General features: G+C 59.2%; 16 protein-coding genes. 10 read left to right on the top strand and 6 right to left on the bottom strand.

The window, feature by feature from the left end:
• Nucleotides 1–81: 81 nt before the first annotated feature.
• Both ACERK3_11075 and ACERK3_11070 read right to left on the bottom strand, forming a co-directional pair.
• Nucleotides 82–816, bottom strand: a complete 735-nt coding sequence (locus ACERK3_11075) for a prepilin-type N-terminal cleavage/methylation domain-containing protein (GenBank protein MFA9478835.1) — start codon at nucleotides 814–816, stop codon at nucleotides 82–84.
• Nucleotides 817–852: 36 nt separating this feature from the next.
• On the bottom strand, nucleotides 853–2,022 hold the full coding sequence (locus ACERK3_11070) for a GntR family transcriptional regulator (GenBank protein MFA9478834.1): 1,170 nt from the start codon (nucleotides 2,020–2,022) through the stop codon (nucleotides 853–855).
• A 384-nt stretch (nucleotides 2,023–2,406) separates the two neighbouring features.
• Here ACERK3_11070 and ACERK3_11065 point away from each other — a divergent pair, with 384 nt between their 5' ends.
• Nucleotides 2,407–3,285, top strand: coding sequence for a hypothetical protein (locus ACERK3_11065; GenBank protein MFA9478833.1), 879 nt, complete (start codon nucleotides 2,407–2,409; stop codon nucleotides 3,283–3,285).
• 205 nt (nucleotides 3,286–3,490) lie between these two features.
• Nucleotides 3,491–4,546, top strand: a complete 1,056-nt coding sequence (locus tag ACERK3_11060; GenBank protein MFA9478832.1) for an alpha/beta hydrolase family protein — start codon at nucleotides 3,491–3,493, stop codon at nucleotides 4,544–4,546.
• A 382-nt stretch (nucleotides 4,547–4,928) separates the two neighbouring features.
• Here ACERK3_11060 and ACERK3_11055 read toward each other — a convergent pair whose 3' ends face one another.
• Entirely contained in the window at nucleotides 4,929–5,405 is a 477-nt protein-coding gene (locus tag ACERK3_11055) for a hypothetical protein (protein ID MFA9478831.1), read from the bottom strand.
• On the opposite strand from ACERK3_11055, the gene ACERK3_11050 reads away from it, so the two are divergent.
• The 3 genes from ACERK3_11050 to ACERK3_11040 are packed head-to-tail and all read left to right on the top strand — an operon-like array spanning nucleotide 5,395 to nucleotide 6,353.
• Nucleotides 5,395–5,703, top strand: coding sequence for a hypothetical protein (locus ACERK3_11050; GenBank protein MFA9478830.1), 309 nt, complete (start codon nucleotides 5,395–5,397; stop codon nucleotides 5,701–5,703). The genes ACERK3_11055 and ACERK3_11050 overlap by 11 nt on opposite strands.
• 10 nt (nucleotides 5,704–5,713) lie before the next feature.
• On the top strand, nucleotides 5,714–6,022 hold the full coding sequence (locus tag ACERK3_11045; protein MFA9478829.1) for a nucleotidyltransferase family protein: 309 nt from the start codon (nucleotides 5,714–5,716) through the stop codon (nucleotides 6,020–6,022).
• Nucleotides 6,012–6,353 (top strand): DUF86 domain-containing protein, encoded by a 342-nt coding sequence (locus tag ACERK3_11040; protein ID MFA9478828.1) that lies wholly within the window; start codon nucleotides 6,012–6,014, stop codon nucleotides 6,351–6,353. Before ACERK3_11045 ends, ACERK3_11040 begins: the two co-directional genes overlap by 11 nt.
• Nucleotides 6,354–6,660: 307 nt before the next feature.
• Here the strand turns inward: ACERK3_11040 and ACERK3_11035 are convergent, their stop codons facing one another.
• Nucleotides 6,661–7,665, bottom strand: a complete 1,005-nt coding sequence (locus tag ACERK3_11035) for a hypothetical protein (protein MFA9478827.1) — start codon at nucleotides 7,663–7,665, stop codon at nucleotides 6,661–6,663.
• A gap of 183 nt (nucleotides 7,666–7,848) precedes the next feature.
• Here ACERK3_11035 and ACERK3_11030 point away from each other — a divergent pair, with 183 nt between their 5' ends.
• A complete protein-coding gene (locus tag ACERK3_11030) occupies nucleotides 7,849–8,205 on the top strand; it encodes a hypothetical protein (protein MFA9478826.1) in 357 nt (118 codons plus the stop codon).
• Nucleotides 8,202–8,888, top strand: coding sequence for a tyrosine-type recombinase/integrase (locus ACERK3_11025; protein ID MFA9478825.1), 687 nt, complete (start codon nucleotides 8,202–8,204; stop codon nucleotides 8,886–8,888). Before ACERK3_11030 ends, ACERK3_11025 begins: the two co-directional genes overlap by 4 nt.
• Before the next feature lie 60 nt (nucleotides 8,889–8,948).
• Here the strand turns inward: ACERK3_11025 and ACERK3_11020 are convergent, their stop codons facing one another.
• Together ACERK3_11020 and ACERK3_11015 are read right to left on the bottom strand one after the other, a co-directional pair.
• On the bottom strand, nucleotides 8,949–10,001 hold the full coding sequence (locus ACERK3_11020; protein ID MFA9478824.1) for an alpha/beta hydrolase family protein: 1,053 nt from the start codon (nucleotides 9,999–10,001) through the stop codon (nucleotides 8,949–8,951).
• A 182-nt stretch (nucleotides 10,002–10,183) separates the two neighbouring features.
• Entirely contained in the window at nucleotides 10,184–11,398 is a 1,215-nt protein-coding gene (locus ACERK3_11015) for a hypothetical protein (GenBank protein MFA9478823.1), read from the bottom strand.
• Between the two features lie 151 nt (nucleotides 11,399–11,549).
• Here ACERK3_11015 and ACERK3_11010 point away from each other — a divergent pair, with 151 nt between their 5' ends.
• From ACERK3_11010 to ACERK3_11000, 3 genes are all read left to right on the top strand, one after another.
• Complete coding sequence (locus ACERK3_11010; protein MFA9478822.1) at nucleotides 11,550–12,794, top strand: substrate-binding domain-containing protein; 1,245 nt, start codon at nucleotides 11,550–11,552, stop codon at nucleotides 12,792–12,794.
• Nucleotides 12,795–12,934: 140 nt separating this feature from the next.
• Complete coding sequence (locus ACERK3_11005) at nucleotides 12,935–13,744, top strand: PEP-CTERM sorting domain-containing protein (GenBank protein MFA9478821.1); 810 nt, start codon at nucleotides 12,935–12,937, stop codon at nucleotides 13,742–13,744.
• Nucleotides 13,745–13,861: 117 nt separating this feature from the next.
• Nucleotides 13,862–14,623 (top strand): type II secretion system protein, encoded by a 762-nt coding sequence (locus tag ACERK3_11000; GenBank protein ID MFA9478820.1) that lies wholly within the window; start codon nucleotides 13,862–13,864, stop codon nucleotides 14,621–14,623.
• Nucleotides 14,624–14,644: the final 21 nt, after the last annotated feature.

The following is a 14,644-nucleotide window of genomic DNA, read 5'->3' as shown; positions in this document are numbered from 1 at the left end:
GATGTGCGCGCAACGATCTATGTTATAGACAGCATGCGACATGTAATATTGAATCATCCGCAGAACGATCACACAACTCGTTTATTGTGTGAACTGGTTTTCCCAGAAGGGTCCTTTTTCATGATCATTGCCAAAAGTAATATCACGCATTTCGTCTGTCGACATGGTTTGAACATGGCCATCGGCATAAGTCGCCGCCACACGATTGCCATAATAGGCATTGGCTGGCGGATGCATTGGATTAAACCGAAACCACCGATACCAGCCGTAATCGCGTTCCGGATAAGCAGCATTCCACACATGTCGTAAGATCAAAAAATTACTCAAAGAAGTGACCGAACTCGCATCATCCAGGCTCGCCCCCCGCCGGGTGTTCGTGGGATTATACTGCGGCATTGCCCCCTGACTGTTGACGCCGTAGCTGGGATACGCCCATGGCGAATACACCTGCTCTGAGGGGTCGCGGTTATAGGAAAAGCCGTAGTCCGTAGCGGGGCTAAAGAAAACTTCATCGGATGAGACATAGCCGAAATAGGTGATCACGCGCGTCCAGGCGGCAAAGGTGCCGGGAAGCGCATTCAGATCCTCATCCTGGTAGCCGTACGGAAGCCGGCCGTAATCCTGGGTATACATTGTCAAAGCGAGCATGATTTGCCGTTGATTGCTCGAGCTTTTCATAAGCTGAGCTGTGCTTCGGGCACTGTTTAATGCAGGCAGCAGAAGTGAAATCATCAATGCTATAATTGTAATTACAACGAGCAATTCGATTAACGTAAACCCACGCCGACATTGGTTCTTGTTTCGTAAATTTATCATTGCACCGACTCTCCTGAGATAGGAAATACAAGATTCTTACCTGCCGGAACTACGCGTGCTGACGGCCGCACCTGCCTGGTCGCCGGACGATTCGCGCCGCTCCAGTTGCTGCAAATTAGGCTCGACAGGTGGATTCCGCTTGTGCCCCACAGTATCGCGCCAGGCCACGCCCTCGCATACCGCAACCTGGATGGCTTTGGCACGCCCTTCAATCATTTCGTGCAGGTGGGTCGCTGCCATATGCCCAACTTCATGATTGCCTCGCTGCGCGTCGCAAGCAGTCAGCGGCACGGGATGGATGGCCGGCGTACTGTCATATAATGCAGCAAGCGCAAGCTGGTCGGGAACTCGACAATCCACCTGATATGCCCGGCGGAACACTTTGCTGGCAACGCACTCGTCGGGAACGATCAGCGCCTCAGGCCTATGGTTCGGCTCAAGTAGATCGTCCAACGGCGTATAGTCGACGCGGCCGGTACTATTGGGCAACGCGACGACCAATTGATCAAAATTTAACCCCAGCCACGCCGCATACCGCTGCAAAACTAGCGAGGCATCGCCCACCCACGGCGAGGACGTGAACTGCACAACGCGAATGTTGCGATACCCCCGCTCGATAAAGCCGGCCAGGAGTGACTCGAGCAGAAACGCTGTATGCAGATAAAAAGCCGAGACGCCTAAGCTCAACAAGTGCGGGTCACGAGACAGCAGCACGGTCGGCGGGCCTGTTCGAAGCAGGCGACGAATCTGCTGCTCAGGAATCAAACGGTGCCCCAAAAGCAACAGGCCGTCAAACCCCCCCTCGGCCAAATGATCGCCCACATCCTCCGCAAAATGATCATGACGGTAGTACATCGTCCGCACCGCATAATCACACCAGTGCAGCGCCTTGCCAATCCCCCCCAGCAAAGCTTCCGCAGAGGGCCTTGGCGAGTCGGCCTCTCGCAGATACGTCGGCAGCGCCAGTACCACTTGCCTCGCAGCGGTGGAGGATGCGCGGCTGCGCACGAAATTCCCCACCCGAGGCTGCTTCACAATCACCTGATCTTCAACCAGTTGGGCAAGGCCTCGCCGAACCGTCTGAACGCTGACCCCCAGCGTGTCCGCCAATGCCTGCTCGGACGGCAACTGCTCACCCGCGGCAAACTCGCCCGAGCGAATCTGCCGAAGAATGACGTGCCGAACCTGGTCAGATTTGATTCCCATAGCCAATCCCCGTGTTCCCGCCTGCTACAGCCATCCACACCGTGCCACGACTACTACCATATCAGATCGTATCAGAGTGTCAATCTTTTTTTGCCGATATCTGGCCCTGTCGGCAATTTTTCACTTCCAGGCCTCGCCTGACGCACTGCGCCGAGCGACTCAACAGGCTTGCCAGCCAATTTTTCACTGAATAACAAGGGCTACTACGCCACATCCACCTGAATCTGGTAAAAATCCTTTGACAGGACACGATGCTGTGGTACGCTATCACAAAGTATCAAATGGGCCTGCAATAACTCAGCACGATCTGGTTACTGCTGCAGGTCGACGAATCGTGCTTTGTGTTCACTGACACTTTTCATTTCCTAGACGAAGGAGGTCGTAATGAGAACTTTGAAGATGACATTGGCGATGGCGGGCATACTGGTGACTGGCCCGGCCGTGGCAAGCACCGTGCAGCCAGATGAGATCAGCGGCCTGCAGATGTGGCTTCACGCCGGGCAAGGCGTCCAACTCGATGGGCAGCAGCGCGTGCAGACATGGGAAGATCAAAGCGGCGCAACCGTGTTCAGTGCCAGCGAGGCGGACGAGGCATCGCGCCCGACTTTGAATCCGACTGGCGGACCTGCGGGGAACCCGACTATCGAGTTTGATGACCATCGTCTTGTCGCGGAAGGTGTTCAGGATACGGCCCCGAATGAAATGACGATCTTCGGCGTGGTCTCGACCAATGATCTTGGCAAACGGCAAATGATTTTCGACACCAAGGCGCATGTCACAAACAACTCGGGGTTCTATGTGGCCTTCCGCGAGTGGGCGGGAGAGCATGTGGAATTTCGTGTGATTAACGAACATAATGATAGCATGACTCTCCGAGTCAGTTCGGATGATTTTTCGGCCGAGGATGACATCTCCGTGGGCGATCACATGATGATCATGGCCCGAATCGACAGCACAGGCGCCATAACGCTCCGAGTCAATGATGCAGTGCTGAACGGTCAGATGGATAATCCAGGCGCCCTCGCCCACAACCGGCACCTGGGCATCGGCGGGGTATACAACAGCGCTGCCGACAGGTTCGACGGCACCGTCTCCGCCGCACTGTTCTACAACCGCGCTCTGAACGACACCGAGGCTGACGATGTATTCCAACACCTGTACAACACGCACATCATCCCCGAGCCGGGCATGGGCATGAGCATGCTCGGCCTCAGCTCGCTGCTGCTGTTGCGGCGAAAATCGAAGTGGCAGACGCACGCATAATATTGAAATGCGTTTGCAAGTAATCCAGTAAAAACACCTATTCGATTCTGCCCGACCTATGGCTTGGGCAGAATTTTTTATTTGAGACTATAGAAGTTGTATTGCACCGCACTGGCGTTACGGTCGCGGTGACTAAAATCAGGCGCGTCTGCGAGGCGTTGCCGTCCGAAGCATTGGAGCATTTCTATCATGATGTGCGAGGTGCATGATGTCTTCCGTTGAGCCTGACTCCCCTGCCGCGTTTGCTCTCGATCCGAGCCAGCGTCGATCGCCTTGGGACGAACACAAAGCACTTGTTGCGCAGGCGACGCCGGCCATGGCGTACCGTGGCGGTGACTTTGCCGACTGGAAAACGCAGGCGCGTCAACGGCTTGTTGATCGGCTTGGCCTCGATCCACAGGAGGAGAACCGCGCGTTCGAGGTCGCCGTTTTGTGGGATCGACCCCATCGGCTGGGCCGTATTCAAAAGCTCCTCCTTCGCGCCCCCGGCTTTGCGGACATGCCGATGTACTGGTGCGTGCCTGCCGAAGCGCAAGCCCCCCTGCCGGTGATGATCTGCCTTCAGGGTCATACCACGGGCATGCACTGTTCGATCGGCGTCAGCTTTGAGGATGAAAGCATTCCCGAGCCGGCCGGGAACGATCGGGAGTTCGCGTTGCAATGTCTTGAGCGTGGCGTCGCCGCGTTGTGCATCGAACAGCGAGGCTTTGGTGAACGGCGGGACAATGTCGAACGCAAATCCGACTGCCAGCACATGGCCATGCGGGCACTCATGCTCGGCCGAACGCTGGCGGGCGAGCGCGTGGCCGACGTGAATCTCGCCTGCCGCTGGCTTGCGGATCAGCCGACGGTCGATGCGTCGCGCATCGGCATCATGGGCAACTCCGGCGGCGGCACGACCAGCATCTACGCCGCCGCGCTGCTTAAGGCGATCCACCTCGCCGTGCCGAGTTGTTCGTTCGGCCGCTTGTATGACACATGGTTTACCGGATCGCGTTGCGTGTGCGGCTACGTGCCGGACATGTTGCATCACCTCGACCTCCCGGACGTACTTGCGTTGCACGCCCCTTCGCCCGTGCTCGTGGTCGGTGGCGAGCAGGACTACCACTGCCCGGGGCCACCACTTCGCATGGCGTTTGATGATCTGCGTGCTCGTTATGCAGCCGCCGGCGCTGCCGACGCCTGCCATCTGGCCGTGGGCGCTGAAGGGCACCGCTTCTATGCCGATCTGGCTTGGCCGAAGGTTTGCGAACTGTTGTAAAGCTACGACAGCGTTCCGGCTGTCCGAGATTCGGGGATCACCTCTTCCCTGTGCGCAACCCAATAGCCTCATGATCCCGGACCGACCACTTCACACCCTCTCCACTTCCCCACCGGACAGTACTCACCCGCCAGCCGCGTCTTGTGCTTGAGCCAGCAGCCGCAGCGGTCGCACTTGCAGTATCGCTTTGGATTCGCCTGACACGGCACCGCATGTTCACACGCCCGGCAAATGGCTCGGCGCTGCTCGATGGTTGCCTCGTCGGCGAGGCCCATGCCGACGGCGCTCTGCGCGATTTTGGCCGCACCTTGCACCACGTATTTAAGGCTCTCGCACGCGCAGCCCATCAGATGCCCTCCGTCTCGGAGGAGCAGGCGGGCCATCAGCAGCTCTCCACGTCGGCGATCTTGCTGTCCTGCTCGGCGCCCACATCCGGGAGCACGCGCACCTCGCGCTTGGTCTGCGTCAGTTCGCCGCCGCTGAGGGACACGTCGGTGACCACCTCCACCGCCACCGGCTGCGCCGGGCTCCACTGGCCGTTGGCATAGACCAGCACATCACCTTCCGACGGCGAGCCGCCGACGTCGGCCAGATCACCGAGTTCCTGTGGGACGTGCAAGCTGTCGGCCTCCTCGGGCACTGGGACCATGGCGGTGACATGGCCGAACGCATCGCGACGAATCCGGCCCGGGGTCCACGACAGCGAAGCGCCGCCGGCGTTTTCGTTTCCACCGGAGACATGGATGCTGTCAATGTCGGCGTCTTCATCCTGCCACGTGCCCGGCCCGCCATGCTGGATCGTGCGCGTGTCGCCGCTACCGCTGACGCTGATCCAGGGATTGTGACCATTGAGGATCAAGCTGGAGAGCTACGTGCAGGATGGCGTGGTGGACGACTACGCCGACCTCGCCCGCCTGGGGCACGTCAGCCGGGCCCGCATCACGCAGATCCTCGATCTGACCCTGCTGGCGCCGGACATCCAGGAGGCAATCCTGAACCTGCCGCGGACGGTGAAGGGTCGCGATCCGGTGCGGGAGCGGCATGTGCGGGGGGTGTTGGCGGAGATGGAGTGGGGGCGGCAGCAGAAGAGGTGGCACCAGCTACGCAGCGCGGCAGGCATCGACGGTACAATGGAGCGGAAGCAAGACGCCGCTTGAGGAGCCATCGATGATCCGCCGCGATTTTGAAATCCCCAAAGAGAAGGTCGCTGATTTCTGTCAGCGTCACCGCATCCGCAAGCTGGCGCTGTTCGGCTCAGCGCTGCGCGAGGATTTCGGCCCGGACAGCGACATCGATGTGCTGATCGAATTCGAGCCCGGCGCCGAGGTGGGCCTGATCAAGCTCGCGGGGATGGAATTGGAACTCGCCGAACTGCTGGGCACAACCCATCGCGTGGATCTGCGCACGCCCGAGGATTTGAGCCGACACTTCCGCGACGACGTGATGCGGTCAGCCGAGATCCAGTATGCCGCCTGAAGATCGCATCCGACTGGAACACATGCTCGAAGCCGCGACGAAGGCCCGATCGCTCGCCGAGGGCCGGCAGCGCGACGATCTGGACCATGACGAGCCGTTCCTGATGGCGCTGATCAAGTATCTGGAGATCATCGGTGAAGCCGCGGCGAAAACCACCGATGAAACGCAGCGTGCCCATCCCGCCATCCCCTGGCGACAGATCGTCGGCATGCGGAACCGGCTGATTCACGTCTACTTCGACGTGAACACCCATCTCGTGTGGCGAACCGTCGATGAAGACCTGCCACCGCTTATCGCTGAGATTAAGCGGATTCTCGCAATGTATGGTTGATGTGGAGGGAAACATGTGATGGACGAAACCGAAGCAAAACAAGTCCTTCGCCAACTCAAGGATTATCAGCGACGAGTAACGGCGTCACCGGCAGCAGCTCTACAGGCACTGCAGAAGGCCGGTCTCGTCACGAAGTCCGGCAATCCCACCCCGCCTTACACAGCAAACTGCAGGCTCCGACTGCGATTCACCTCGCGGATGAAGTAGGGATTGCCCATCGCTCCGGCACACACCAGGTCCACCGGGCGGTCGAGCAGGGCTTGCAGGTCCGACAGCAGGCCGCGGAACCAACCTTTCTTGATTCACCTTACACCTGATCCGCAGTCACGCACACGGCATAATCGATACCCAGTGCCTCAAAATGCTTGCGTGCACAACGGATCTTGTATCGCTCGCTTTCGCGCAAGATTTCCTCGGCAAGCGTGTCTTTATTCTCCCGCACAAGATAAAGGATCGGCTCGTCTTGCTCATCTTTCTTGATGATCACCCAGTCGGGATTGTAGTCGCCCACAGGCGTGGGAACCTTGAAGCCATTGGGCAGCTTGGCGAAGCAAAGAACGTCGCTGCGATTCTGCATGTCCATAGCAAAGCTGTATTCCACACTGGAGTCAACGGCGACGGGTTGCGTCAGGCTTCGCAAGGGTTCGCCGTCGTCTTCCGGCAGGGTCACGATACGATCGAGGCTGTGTGAAACTTCCTGGCCATCAAGCTCGTTCAGCTTTCGTTGCTCGTAGCAGGAACCGTCGACAGGCTCATAGGTCACACCTTCGACAAGCTCCGCGGAGAGCGTGTGACGGATCAAACGGGTGCAGTCTTCGAGATAGCGTGCCGGGTGTTTGCTGAAGTTCGCAAACGTGCCGGAATCCTTCAAAATCCTCGACAGGCTTTTTCGGCTCAGGTCAATGCGAGCCGACAGGTAACTCAACGGGTCGGGTAGTCGCTCCGCAAAATCAACCTGCTCGGCCCGGTTCTCACGCACCCGCCCTGCCGAGATGCCCTTGGCGGACACCTTGAGGTCGCTGGTGGTGATCTCGACCTTACGGCTGATGTTGTGGACAGCGAAGTGGTCTTTGACAGACTTTGCCGCATTTTTCACCAGCTTCTCCGAGTTGAGGTCAAGCCGATAGCGGGTCCGCCGCGAGACCTTTTCCCACATGGTTTGGAAGGCGGGGTCGTCGAGCAGTGACTTGTTGAGCTTGATTTTCGTGCGCGGCTTGTCGGGCCGGACGTGGTGTTCGATCTTGTGCTCAAGCAGGATTTTCTCAATCTCGGTACTGAATGGTCGGAAGTTAGCGGACAACTGATCTGGCATGGACTTGAAGTCCGGATCTTCGATCACCCGCGGGACCGCACTGTCCCCAAATGGTCCCCAAAGGGCCTAAGTTTGGGGGGCGCGGGGGATGCGGTCCCCGCCTTGCCCATCTCCACCTTCCAGTCGTCACGGTAATTTCGTGTACCGGTGGCCGTTCTACGCATCCCCGTCGAAAAACGGGGTATGAACAAGCAGCACACCCCACCGTCGTCAACCGCATCCCCGCCCTCCGGTCCGCTCACCATCGAGGAGGTGGCGGCGGCCCTCGCTCCACTCGCCGATCAGTTTCCACCCATCCTGTCGCTGGAGCAGGCTGCGAAGCTCAGCCATTACACGCCCGGATCGCTGAAGAAGCTGGTCAGTCAGGACCGCTTCCCCGACAGCGCGATTCGTGCTCGACCGCTGCGGTTCTGGCGCGATCGGTTCGTGCTGGAGATCGCCAACCACGCCCCCTCGCCTCGCCGCTCGGCCAAGCCCTTCGAGGAACCGGCCAAGGACGCATCCGCCGACTCTGCCCGCAAGGAGACACGCCAGCGATGAAGCTCGCCGACCGCCATGTCTGTGAGGGAACGGTGCCCCGCATCACCATCGGCCGGCGGGTCTACCGCCGCGCCGACGGCAGCCGGTATGCGAGCAACACGTGGACTGCCCAGTGGTCGTACGAGGGCAAGCATCATTACGAGGCGCTCAAGACCCGCCGCAAGGATGCGGCCGTGCGGAAAGCGTTTGCGATCTGCGAGCGGATTCGGGCTGGCGAGGTGAAACCGAAGAAGTACGCGCTCACCATCGCAGAGATGCGAGAGAAGTATCTCGACCTCAAGCGAGGGGAAGGCCGAGCGCCGAAGACGGTTCAGAAGTATGAAGCCGGGCTGCTGTCGCTGGTGACGTGGTCGACCACGGTCGGCCGGCGATCGGCCACGAGCTTCACCGCCGACGATTTCTGGCGCTACAACCGGTGGCTGGCGGACAACGGCGCCAGCGAAAAAACACGATACGACCGGCTCATCCTGATCAAGCAAGCGTTCAAGTGGGCGCACAAGCAAAAGCTGCTGGCTGAGAACCCGCTGGTCGGCGTCAGCCTCAGCGAACCGGCCCCGACCGAGCAGCCCTGCTTCACGCCGGATCAAGTGTCCATCTTGCTGCGGGAATGTGACCGTAACGGGTGGCCGGTGGGTTGCGCTGAGGGAGGAGTAATCAGAATTTCACAACGGGATAATACGTGATCCCGCTTGGGCGCACCTGGCGCAGCGATGAATCACGGCAGTCGGAGCACTGCCATGGCTTCACAACAGATCGAGAATCTTCGGCCAAGCCAAGTCCGCGTAGAAGCGATGCCCCTCGGGACCCACGGTCAGATGGCAGGCGTCGGCTGCTCCGGCCGCCCTATACCGAGTACGCAGATCATCAAACGCCTGCCGAAGCGGTGCCCCCGGGCAATGGTAGTCCTGCTCGCCGCCGACGACGACCACCGGCCGGGGCGCATGCAACGCAAGCACGTCCGGAAGGTCCAGGTGGTGAAGCATGCCCGGCACGTAGCCACACACGCAGCGCGAACCCGTAAACCACGTGTCGTACCACCGGCCGAACGAACAACTTGGTACCGCGAGATGGATCGCCTTCAGCAAGGCGGCGGCGTAGATGCTGGTCGTGCCGCCGCCGGAGTTACCCATGATGCCGATGCGCGACGTATCGACCGCTGGTTGATCCGCAAGCCAGCGGCAGGCGAGGTTCACGTCAGCCACGCGTTCGCCCACCAGTGTTCGGCCGAGCATGAGCGCCCGCATGGCCATGTGCTGGCAGTCGCATTGGCGTTCGACGCTGTCCCGTCGTTCACCAAAGCCACGCTGCTCGATGCACAGCGCGGCCACGCCACGTTCAAGACATTGCAACGCGAAATCCCGATCGTTCCCGGCCGGCTCGGAAACACTTTCATCCTCGAAGCGCACGCCGATCGAACAGTGCATGCCCGTGGTGTGACCCTGAAGGCAGATCATCACCGGTAGCGGGGCTTGCGTTTCGGCAGGCAAGCACCAGTACATCGGCATGTCCGCAAGGCCGGGGGCGCGAAGGAGGAGCTTTTGGATACGGCCCAGCCGATGGGGCCGGTCCCACACGACGGCGACCTCAAACGCGCGGTTCTCTTCCTGCGGATCAAGGCCAAGCCGATCCACGAGCCGTTGACGTGCCTGCATTGTCCAGCTGGCAAAGTCGCCGCCACGGTACGCCATGGCCGGCGTCGCCTGCGCAACGAGCGCTTCGTGTTCGTCCCAGGGCAATCGACGCTGGCTCGGATCGAACGCAGACGCGGCCGGGGAGTCAGGCTCAAATGACGACATCAGGCACCTCGCACATCATGGTAGCAATGCTCCAATACGTCAGGCGGCCACGCCTCGCACACGCGCCTGATTTCATTCACCGCGCCTGTGATGACAGCGCGGCAAAATCCCAATTCTGGGCGCATAAGCGAAAGAGCACTCGCCGCTCAGGTTGATCGTGTGCGGAGATGTGACAAGGCTCATCAGAATTCCCAGGTTCCATTGCAGCGGGAAACCAGCGCAGTGACGTCAACCGTGTACATCGCCCGCCGGCCTTCGTGGATCGAGTCGATGCACACCTGCCGACCGTCGGGGCTCCATCGTGGATGCAGGTCGCAGCGAATCTCCGCCTGGTCGGGCATGGGACTAAAAAACCGGCCAATCTCAAACACTTCACCATCGGCTGCACGAACGAGCATCAACGTGCGACATTGATCCGCCGGATCAGGGTATGTGTCATTGAGAATCCACTGCCGATCCGGCGAATAGCTGCAATGCCCGTCTTCTGACAGCCTCTGCGGCGCAAGCGAAACCGCCTCGGCAGTACGATCGCGGAAACGGAAAAACCCATCCAGCGCCTTGGCCTCGCCTTCCATGCCAGCCACGCGGGCAAAGGCCAACAGATGCGTCTCGTCCCGCCAGTCATAGTGCGAACACATGCCCGCATCGACCAGCGGATACGGCTCGCCGCCGTCAGCATTGAGCGTCAACATACGCGTGTGCCAGGGGCCTGGCTCCGCACTGGACCTCCAACGATGCAGCACGGCCAGCCGTCGACCGCCCGGGGCGAACTGGGCATGATTCAACCAGTGCGGTCCGCTTCCTTGCACCTGCTTCGGCAGGATACGGCGTGCCTGCTCGATCGAGAAGACCCGTTCGGCCTCGCCATCACGCAGATCCATCATCCACAGCCCATCGTCTTCGGGCGCAGCGTCCCCAGCAGTCGGGTCAGGCAGACCGGCGTATCCGTACCCGGGCCGTAGCCGATGGAGCCTTGCAAAGTTCAACGAAGTGGCGATGCCACGCGTAGGGCAAAGCGTGTAAACAGGGCGCGGCAATTCTCTTTGCTCGCCGGTTCGTACATTCACGATGACGGCGACGAACCGATCACTCCGTCGATCGTTAAAGACGATGTGCTTTTCATCCAGCCACTGAAGCATGCACCCCTGCTGCCAGTTCCAGGCGAGGGTTTCGGCGAGGGGGATAAAAGCACAACTGCGTTCCAGGTCGATCAGGCCGACAGTGAGACGGTCATCCGACTTCGGCGCACGGTCCTGAAACGTCGCCCGCCCCGCCAGCATCCACCGGCCTGACAAGTGCCACGGCGACTTATCGTAATAGCCAAAGAAAAAGTGGCCTGCCTCGGGTGTTGCGCAGCTGATCATCGCGGCTTCGGTGGTTGGCAGGTTAGTGGCCATGCGGTGACAAGCTAAGGCATTTAATGCTCCAACACAAGACCGACACAGAATAAATTGCGCCTCTCAGGCTTTCCGCATTTTAGCGCGAAACATGAAAAGCATACTTAAACAAGGAAATGAAGCTCACTCTGCGCATGACACAGCCGGAAGCATGCTGGATTTCAGCAGGTCTTCCCAAAATGATTTGACTCTGCGCCGGTTCTGTGATATTTATAGTCGATCTGGTTTGGTTTTGTGTTGTTGCATTTTCCGGAACGTCTCTCCGGCGATAGGGGTTGTGATGGCAATGGCTCGCCCTGAAATTGCGAATCGGACTGACGCACTCGCTCAAGTGCGGATGTTTCTTGAGCAGGAGTTGAGAGGACGGTCGGTCGGTGAGGCGCTGCCGCCCGTCAGGGTGTTACAGCAGCATGCTGGCGTGGGGCGGATCCGGCTCGAACGCGTGCTGAGCGAGTTCGAGAAGCAGGGCCGAATCGAACGCCGGTCCCGCTCGGGCATTTACAAAACCAGCGATGAGCAGGCGAACCCCACCTTATCGATGATCGAATTGGTCGTCTGCGACTATGGCAGCGATGCCCTTCATGGCTCGTGGTTTGCCGCGGCAGTTGTTAACACGCTCTCAAAAGAAGCGGGCGAGCGGGGTTTGGGGCTGCGCTTTCGGCAGTTTCCGCTGGGGGCTCCGGTCTCCAGTTACGAGGAACTTGCGGCCGAGACGTCATTAAAAGCAGCGATCCTGCTCTACCCACATGCGCCCGATCTCGCCGCCATGTTTGAGAACCATGGCGTTGCGACGGTAGCGCTTTGCCCGCGCATTCTTCAGCGCAACGCCGCCAACGTCCTGTGGCGCCCCAGGAAATGCGTCGCCCTTCAACTTGAACATCTGTGGGAACTCGGCCATGAGCGAATCGGCTACCTTGACCACCTCAAGCCTGAGCCTGATGTCATCAACACCACGATGCTGTTTCGCCGGGAGGCGTTTTACCGTCTGATGGCGGAACGTGGACTGCGCATTGCTTCGAATTGGGTCCAGCCGGCCGACGGCGATCCGACCAATATCAATAAGGCCTTGTCCGCGATGTTCGACGGATCACGTCCGCCCACCGCCGTGATTGCCAGCGACAGTCAGTTGCATGCAGTCTACCGCTTCGTCGGCTCCCGCGGCTGGCAGGTGGGGCGTGAGGTGTCGGTCGTCGGCACGGATGATCTGCCCGAGTCTGTGCAGGTGCATCCCAAGGCCACCACCGTGCGAAATTCGCGAGAAGAACTTGCCGCCAAGGCTTTCGAAGTGCTTCAGGATCGCGTCGCGGGCGGAGGGACGCCTGCAAACCTGTTGGTCGAACCCCGCCTGGTCGTGCGGGAATCCACTGCACCGGCAAGCAATCCAAATCGATTATGAATGTTTTCGTTGCCAGTCGTTTTGGTAATGAAAGTAGCCAGTCTGGATCATGTAATAAAGAGGATTCTGGAATGAGCAACTCACTTCGTACCCCAGCCACGGCTTCTAACGCAAGCCACCCCCTCATGGAGAACAACAGCATGTTTCGAAAAGTACGATCAACACTGTACATTTGCTCGGCGACCGTTGGCCTGATGCTCGCAAGTGGCGCCGCGCCTTCCACGGCGTTCGCAGCGGTGACCTTCGATCCGGTCACCGACGAGCTTGCTGCGCCGACTGTGATTGATGATTTCACCGAGGATCTGTCCAAATGGACGACCAGTGGATCCGTATCCATCCAGTCAAGCAGCGACTCATTGCAAGTGGGCGATCCATCCGCGGGCTCGGCCATTCTTCGAGAGGATTACCGGATTCCGTTGCCGGAGATCGGTGAAATCCTTATCGTCGAAGCGTCTATTCGAGGTCGGGCGCATCTCGGCGGCCAGTCGGTGATCCTGTCGAATGGCGACGGCGTTTCTGGGGCCATGATTCGGGCCAGCACCGGTGATGAGTATGATGCACGGCCTGCGGCAGACTCGACTGCGGACAACCTTCGCACCACAACCGAGGATTATGTCTTTGGTGATCCTGACACGCTTCGCTTTGTCTTCGACAATGTCAACGGCGACCGTGTCGTTTCGCTGTACGTGAAGAAATACGGCGACACCACCTATACGCAGCTTGAGTGGGATGCGAACCTTGGCACAAGCAGCGGACCCGTAACGCAGGCAAATGCCTGGTCCTCCACCGACCCACTGTGGGTTGAGTATCTGACAACCGGTGGCACTCGTATGCTGCGTAGCGAGTACGTCCAATACGAAATCATTCCCGAACCTGCCTCGCTTGCACTGATGGGGGCCGGCGGGCTTCTGCTGCTTTCCAGTCGCCGGTTCCGGAAGCGCGTCGCCTGACCATAAACCTTATACGCCGTGTGTCTCTGAAAAGTGATTCGCGGCGATTCAATGCGAACATGGACCGATCGCACCGGAGTGAGTGCGCGTTGCGGGACCACCTATAAGGAGTTTGTCATGTCTGGCATCTGCACGTTACGCCGTTTACAGGGGCCGGCGTTTACATTAATCGAGCTTCTCGTCGTCATATCAATCATTGCGATTCTTATCGCCATTCTACTGCCAGCGTTGCAGGCGGCCCGCGGTGCGGCACAATCCGCGGTCTGCATGAGCAACCTACGACAGATGACGCTTGGCACGTTGATGTACGCGGAAGACAATCAGAGACAAAAGCCTCACTTCGCCAGCGAGCACGGACATCCCGGGCCGTGGCTGACCTATGAAGGCGGCTATATCACAACCTCCATCATGCATTGCCCGTCAATCCTTCAAAGCGCCCCTGAGGATTTCGACGTACAGATGCGGGAAACGTACGGCATTCCGCACCATCACAATGCCGGCTTTCGCGACCCGAATGTTCAGCAGGAAGTGCAGGATCTGCTGGTCAATCATTACACCCCGAGTGGTGCAGGCATCTTGTTACGAACCATTGACTTGAACAGACTTGAGCAACTGCAGGATGCAAGCCGATTCATGTTCTTTGTTGACACGGTCAATGCTGCTTCCGGTCGACAGTCTTACCAGTGGTCGCGAAACACCTTTGATTCCGGATTCTTTTACCGTGGCATTCACCTTCGGCACGGTGGTGCCGCGAATGCGGCATTTCACGACGGTCGGGCTGAAAGCATGACGCCGGATCGCCTCTTGAGGTTCAGGCGAATCAACGTCAACTTGTTCAGCGTCCGGGACGACTCACTGAATATTGTTGTCCTGCCTTAAACGGCTGATGGACAACATACG

The sequence above is a fragment of the Phycisphaerales bacterium AB-hyl4 genome (assembly GCA_041821185.1).
GTDB lineage: Bacteria > Planctomycetota > Phycisphaerae > Phycisphaerales > Phycisphaeraceae > Natronomicrosphaera > Natronomicrosphaera hydrolytica.
The sequence above is the reverse complement of the archived record's forward strand: the minus strand, read 5'-3'. Positions and strand labels throughout refer to the sequence as shown.

Coding starts and splice junctions, on each gene's coding strand:
- ACERK3_11075 (MFA9478835.1), bottom strand. CDS start 816: ATGATAAATTTACGAAACAAGAACCAATGTCGGCGTGGGTTTACGTTA.
- ACERK3_11060 (MFA9478832.1), top strand. CDS start 3,491: ATGATGTCTTCCGTTGAGCCTGACTCCCCTGCCGCGTTTGCTCTCGAT.
- ACERK3_11045 (MFA9478829.1), top strand. CDS start 5,714: ATGATCCGCCGCGATTTTGAAATCCCCAAAGAGAAGGTCGCTGATTTC.
- ACERK3_11035 (MFA9478827.1), bottom strand. CDS start 7,665: ATGCCAGATCAGTTGTCCGCTAACTTCCGACCATTCAGTACCGAGATT.
- ACERK3_11005 (MFA9478821.1), top strand. CDS start 12,935: ATGTTTCGAAAAGTACGATCAACACTGTACATTTGCTCGGCGACCGTT.
- ACERK3_11030 (MFA9478826.1), top strand. CDS start 7,849: ATGAACAAGCAGCACACCCCACCGTCGTCAACCGCATCCCCGCCCTCC.
- ACERK3_11040 (MFA9478828.1), top strand. CDS start 6,012: ATGCCGCCTGAAGATCGCATCCGACTGGAACACATGCTCGAAGCCGCG.
- ACERK3_11020 (MFA9478824.1), bottom strand. CDS start 10,001: ATGTCGTCATTTGAGCCTGACTCCCCGGCCGCGTCTGCGTTCGATCCG.
- ACERK3_11065 (MFA9478833.1), top strand. CDS start 2,407: ATGAGAACTTTGAAGATGACATTGGCGATGGCGGGCATACTGGTGACT.
- ACERK3_11025 (MFA9478825.1), top strand. CDS start 8,202: ATGAAGCTCGCCGACCGCCATGTCTGTGAGGGAACGGTGCCCCGCATC.
- ACERK3_11000 (MFA9478820.1), top strand. CDS start 13,862: ATGTCTGGCATCTGCACGTTACGCCGTTTACAGGGGCCGGCGTTTACA.
- ACERK3_11010 (MFA9478822.1), top strand. CDS start 11,550: ATGCTGGATTTCAGCAGGTCTTCCCAAAATGATTTGACTCTGCGCCGG.
- ACERK3_11015 (MFA9478823.1), bottom strand. CDS start 11,398: ATGGCCACTAACCTGCCAACCACCGAAGCCGCGATGATCAGCTGCGCA.
- ACERK3_11070 (MFA9478834.1), bottom strand. CDS start 2,022: ATGGGAATCAAATCTGACCAGGTTCGGCACGTCATTCTTCGGCAGATT.